Here is a 4,787-nt window from a genome sequence, read left to right on the forward strand (position 1 = left end):
CGCTATCATTGCATAATCTAAGAAATTTAGGAGTAAACATAGTGGCAAGAATAGCTTTTATTCAAAATTTTTGGTTTGAATTCTTGGGCATTATGTATATCTCCTCTTTCCTCAAAGAAAGAGGTCATCAATGTGAAGTATTTATAGAATCTGGAGAACGGAATTTTTTTCAAAGCGTTAAAAGGTATAAACCTGATCTTCTTGGCTTTTATACAACAACAGGAGCGCATCTATGGGTTTTAAAAAGGGCAGAAGAATTAAAAAAAATTACAGGTGCCAAAGTAATTTTAGGCGGTCCACATCCAACTTTTTTCCCTCAAATCATTGAACATCCTGCTGTCGATTTTATATGCAGAGGCGAAGGCGAATATGCAATGCTTGAGCTTGCAGAATGTTTAAATAAAAAAATCCCTTATGATGGCATTAAAAACCTCTGGATAAAAAAAGATGGCAGAATAATAAAAAATGAATTGAGGCCGCTTATTAATGACCTCGATTCAATCCATCCTCCTGACAGGACACTTTATTCAAAATATCCATCGCTCAAAGACAATTTAAGCGTCTTGACCGGAAGGGGCTGTCCCTTCAACTGCTCATTCTGTTTTAATCGCAGTTACATCCGCCTTTATAAAGGAAAAGGGAAGACCATTAGAAGACACAGCCCAAGATTTGTTATCAATGAATTAAAAAAAATAATAAAATTATACAATACGAAATTTATTAGATTTGATGATGAAGTCTTTATTCTTAACAAAAAATGGCTGGAAGAGTTTCTTCCTTTATTCAAAAAAGAAATCAATCTTCCTTTTACATGCCTTCTACAGGTTCGTTTGATTGACGAAAAAACCGTTGAAATGCTTAAAGAATCGGGGTGTAAATTGGCATATTTTGGAATAGAAACCGGCAATGAAGAATTTAGAAATAGAATCTTAAATAAGAATGTCAGAAATGATGAGATATTTTATACTGCAAATTTATTGAAGAAAGTGGGAATCAAAATTGGGACTTACAATATGCTTGGACTTCCGGGCGAAGATGTAGATAAAGCCTTTGAAACCGTTTACATAAATAGAGAAATAGAAGTTGACTATCCATGGTGCTCTCTTTATCAACCATATCCCAGTACTGAATTGGAAAAGTATTGTAAGGAAAAAGGTCTTCTTTCTGCCAATTACAATTTCGATTCAATTTCCCCATCCTTCTTTAAACGAAGTGTTGTAGAAAATAAAGAAAGAAAGGAACTGGAAAGGCTGCAAAAACTTTTTTATTTAGCAGTCAAACATAAAAAATTAGAACCACTTATTAGGATTCTCATTAAACTTCCAATTACATCATTGCTCGATATAATCTTTTATGTAACTTATGCTTACCGTTATATTAAAACTTATAAAGTTTCACTTTGGCGTGTAATTATGACAGGAATCAAATCGAGAGAATATGTTTAATTTTTCATACTGCGTCTCTTACATCAAGGATATAATCCCCGCATTTCTTTTGCTCTTGCAACCCTTTCAATCCCGAGCATCAAGGCGGCTGTCCGTATATCTACCTTTCTCTTTTCACTAACTTCCCTAATCTGCATAAATGCTCTGGTCAAAAGTTTCTTGACTTCATCAACAACCCTCTCATGCTCCCAGAAGAAACTTTGCAAATCCTGTACCCATTCAAAATATGAAACTGTTACTCCGCCTGAGTTTGCAAGAATATCAGGAATAATAATTATTCCTCTATCCCTTATTATCTCATCTGCTTCTTCTGTCGTTGGACCATTTGCTGCTTCTGCAAGGATTTTGCATTTAATTCTCTCTGCTCTCTTCTTGTCTATGCTTCTTGCAACAGCTGCAGGAATCATTACATCACATTCTACATCCCAAAAATCTTCCTTTTCAATTTCTTCTGCTTCTTTAAAATCCCTTACCCCGCCATTTTCCCCAACATAAGAGATCAATTCCAATACATTAATCCCCTTCTCGTTATATATTGCTCCTGTAACATCGCATACAGCTATTACTTTCCACCCTTTTCTTACAGCAATCTCAGCTGCTGCACTCCCTACCTTTCCGAAGCCTTGTATTGCAACTTTCACTTCATTTCCATTGAAATTGGAAATCTTCAATGTTTCTGAAATCAAATGTACTATACCTCCGCCAGTTGCCTTTCTTCTTGCTTCTGAGCCTCCAAGAAGCTTATCTTTACCTGTCACCACACCCGGTATTGTATGCCCTTTCTGCATACTATATGTATCCATTATCCATGCCATAACCTGCTCATTTGTTCCCATATCAGGGGCAGGAATGTCTGTTTCAGGACCAATGACATTTATTATTTCTGAAGTATATCTTCTTGTAAGACGCTGCAATTCTCCTTTTGACATTAAAGAAGGATTGCATCTCACACCTCCTTTGGCTCCTCCAAAAGGCAAACCGACAATAGCGCATTTCCATGACATCCACATTGCCATAGCCGCCACTTCCCCTAATGTCACATCTTCATGATATCTTATACCTCCCTTCGTCGGTCCCATCGTTCTATTATGCTGAACTCTATAACCGCAAAAAACTTCTGTTTTCCCATTATCCATTCTCACTGGTATTGATACAACAAAACTTCTCGAGGGATATTTGATTCTTTCAAGAACATTTTCATCGATTTCCAACATACTGGCTACTCTTTCATACTGCTTCACAGCCATATTAAAAACCGGACTTTCATATTCAAAATACAATTTTATTCCCTCCTTCAAACTCTATATAGTTTTGGAGCTCTCGCCTGAAAGCAAGGCATTTCTTTTCTTATTTTTTTTATTTCTTTCAAATCAATAGAAGATGTTATTACAACCTCATCCAAATCAGCATTCGCAAGGATTTCCCCATTAGGAGCAATAATCATCGAATTTCCGCAAAAGACAAATTTTCCTGTTTTACCACTTGCTGCGGCACCTGTTACATAGAATTGGTTTTCTATTGCGCGCGCCCTCAGTAAAGTGCGCCAATGTTCTACCCTTATAAGAGGCCATTGAGCTGAAACAAGGAGAATTTGAGCTCCCTTCAAAGCCAAAGTCCTTATTAGCTCAGGAAATCTTAAGTCAAAACAGAGAACCAACGCCACCTTTCCAAAGGAAGTGTTGAAAACTTCAACCTTTTTTCCTTTTGAAAAATATTTATCTTCTCTCATTGGCGAAAACAAATGGATTTTTCGGTACTTTCCGATAATGTTTCCCTTTTCACCAATCAAAAAAGAAGTATTGTAAAAGTGCCCCTTATCTTTTTCAGGCATAGAACCGGCGATAATTAAATTTTTTCTCGCGGCAATTTCTTTTATTCTTTCAAGAATAAGGGGTGTTTTACTGGCTATATCTTCGAGATGCCTATAATCAAATCCGCTTGTCCACATCTCAGGCAAAAGAACGATACCCTCTGAAACTTCAAAATTTTCGAGAAGTTTTTCAACCTTTGAAAAGTTTTTTTCAACTTCCCCCAACAGGACATGGAACTGTGCAGAAAAAATATTTATCATACCCATCGTCTTTCATCTTTCTATATAAAGATTTACAAATTCATATCGTTTTTCTAAATAATCTTTAAAAAACACTTATCTTGTCAAATACATTTTTCCTGATTATGAATGAATAGATTTTGAAAAAGGGTCAATTAAATGTTTTTAGGTATCGATTGTCTCATAGATCCCAGAGGAGTACCTTTTATTTCAGAAGTGAATATTGGCCTTCCCGGTGGAATCTTTGAATACGGACTCATAGAAAAATACATTTATAAAAGGGACTCCAATATTTTTGAACTAATAGAAGAGATTTCTCTTCAAAAACACGGCAAAAGTTTTGCCTCATACATTCAAAAATCCCCTTACTTCAGTCTGCACCAAAAATTTAAAATATGGATGGATAGGGAGGGAAATCTGCCTGATTTATTGGCCCCAATATTTAGGTTGGAAGACAAATGGAATCAATATCTGCTGTTGAAAAAAAATTTTAGAATGCCATACACTGAAATCTTTAGCGGCAACTTCAACCAGCTTTTAAAACTTTCAAAAAAATATGGCAAAATAGCTCTGAAAAGACGCTGCGGCAGATGGTCCAAGGGCTTTAAAGTCTTCGATGAAAATTTCAGCAAAGAGGATTTTAATGAAATAAAGGAAGACGACTATATCTGTCAGCAATACATAGAATCCAAAATAGATAATTATATCTTCTCTGTAAGAATAAACACCTTTGCTGGTAAATTCTTATGCTTAACAGGTGATTTAACTCCTTCTTATAAATCAGTCTGGAGATATATCGTGGCAATTGAGGAAGGAAAAAATCAAAAAATAGAAAAAGCAAATTTTGATATTCTTGACATATTAGAACCCGCATGGGAAAGCAAAATATGGTGCAAAGGTGAAATACCTGAACATATGAAGTTGAATCTAACCCACGACAAATTAGCGTTGACAAAAGTATTTTTGAAGAAAGAAACCATTTCTGAAATGAAGGAAATGGCAATTGGAATTGCCAATCTGTATGAAAAAATTGACCTCTCTCAACTTCCTCCTGCTTTCTTTGAAAAATAGAATCTCAGTATTTCATCTGCATCCATTTCAATGAGCTTTTTAATTGGATATTTCTTATTTGCTTCGGATACTATAATATACCCTAAATAATAGTCTTCTCTTCCTACCGAACCTTCAGTTAAAGTTCCTTTTTTATAGAATCTTCCCAAATTTCCTCTTTCATTTGAAAGAGTCAATATCTTTTCCTCAATCATTTCAAAATTTTTCTTACACCATTTATA

Annotated in this window: 5 protein-coding genes; 2 read left to right on the forward strand and 3 right to left on the reverse strand. The window is 35.3% G+C overall.

Features of this window, described 5'->3' with window-relative positions; genetic code table 11:
* On the forward strand, positions 1–1,445 hold a 1,445-nt coding region (locus D6734_01160), incomplete at its 5' end, for a radical SAM protein (protein RMF97843.1).
* Between the two features lie 23 nt (positions 1,446–1,468).
* Here the strand turns inward: D6734_01160 and D6734_01165 are convergent.
* The gene (locus tag D6734_01165) at positions 1,469–2,692 is read right to left on the reverse strand and encodes a Glu/Leu/Phe/Val dehydrogenase (protein RMF97847.1); all 1,224 of its coding nucleotides are present in this window, start codon (positions 2,690–2,692) and stop codon (positions 1,469–1,471) included.
* A 47-nt stretch (positions 2,693–2,739) separates the two neighbouring features.
* On the reverse strand, positions 2,740–3,522 hold the full coding sequence (locus tag D6734_01170; GenBank protein ID RMF97844.1) for a carbon-nitrogen family hydrolase: 783 nt from the start codon (positions 3,520–3,522) through the stop codon (positions 2,740–2,742).
* A 132-nt stretch (positions 3,523–3,654) separates the two neighbouring features.
* On the opposite strand from D6734_01170, the gene D6734_01175 reads away from it, so the two are divergent.
* Positions 3,655–4,566 (forward strand): hypothetical protein, encoded by a 912-nt coding sequence (locus D6734_01175; GenBank protein RMF97845.1) that lies wholly within the window; start codon positions 3,655–3,657, stop codon positions 4,564–4,566.
* Here the strand turns inward: D6734_01175 and D6734_01180 are convergent.
* A complete protein-coding gene (locus D6734_01180) occupies positions 4,536–4,760 on the reverse strand; it encodes a hypothetical protein (protein RMF97846.1) in 225 nt (74 codons plus the stop codon). The genes D6734_01175 and D6734_01180 overlap by 31 nt on opposite strands.
* Positions 4,761–4,787: the final 27 nt, after the last annotated feature.

The sequence above is a fragment of the Candidatus Schekmanbacteria bacterium genome (genome assembly GCA_003695725.1).
GTDB lineage: Bacteria > Schekmanbacteria > GWA2-38-11 > GWA2-38-11 > J061 > J061.

Coding starts and splice junctions, on each gene's coding strand:
- D6734_01165 (RMF97847.1), bottom strand. CDS start 2,692: ATGGCTGTGAAGCAGTATGAAAGAGTAGCCAGTATGTTGGAAATCGAT.
- D6734_01170 (RMF97844.1), bottom strand. CDS start 3,522: ATGGGTATGATAAATATTTTTTCTGCACAGTTCCATGTCCTGTTGGGG.
- D6734_01175 (RMF97845.1), top strand. CDS start 3,655: ATGTTTTTAGGTATCGATTGTCTCATAGATCCCAGAGGAGTACCTTTT.
- D6734_01180 (RMF97846.1), bottom strand. CDS start 4,760: ATGATTGAGGAAAAGATATTGACTCTTTCAAATGAAAGAGGAAATTTG.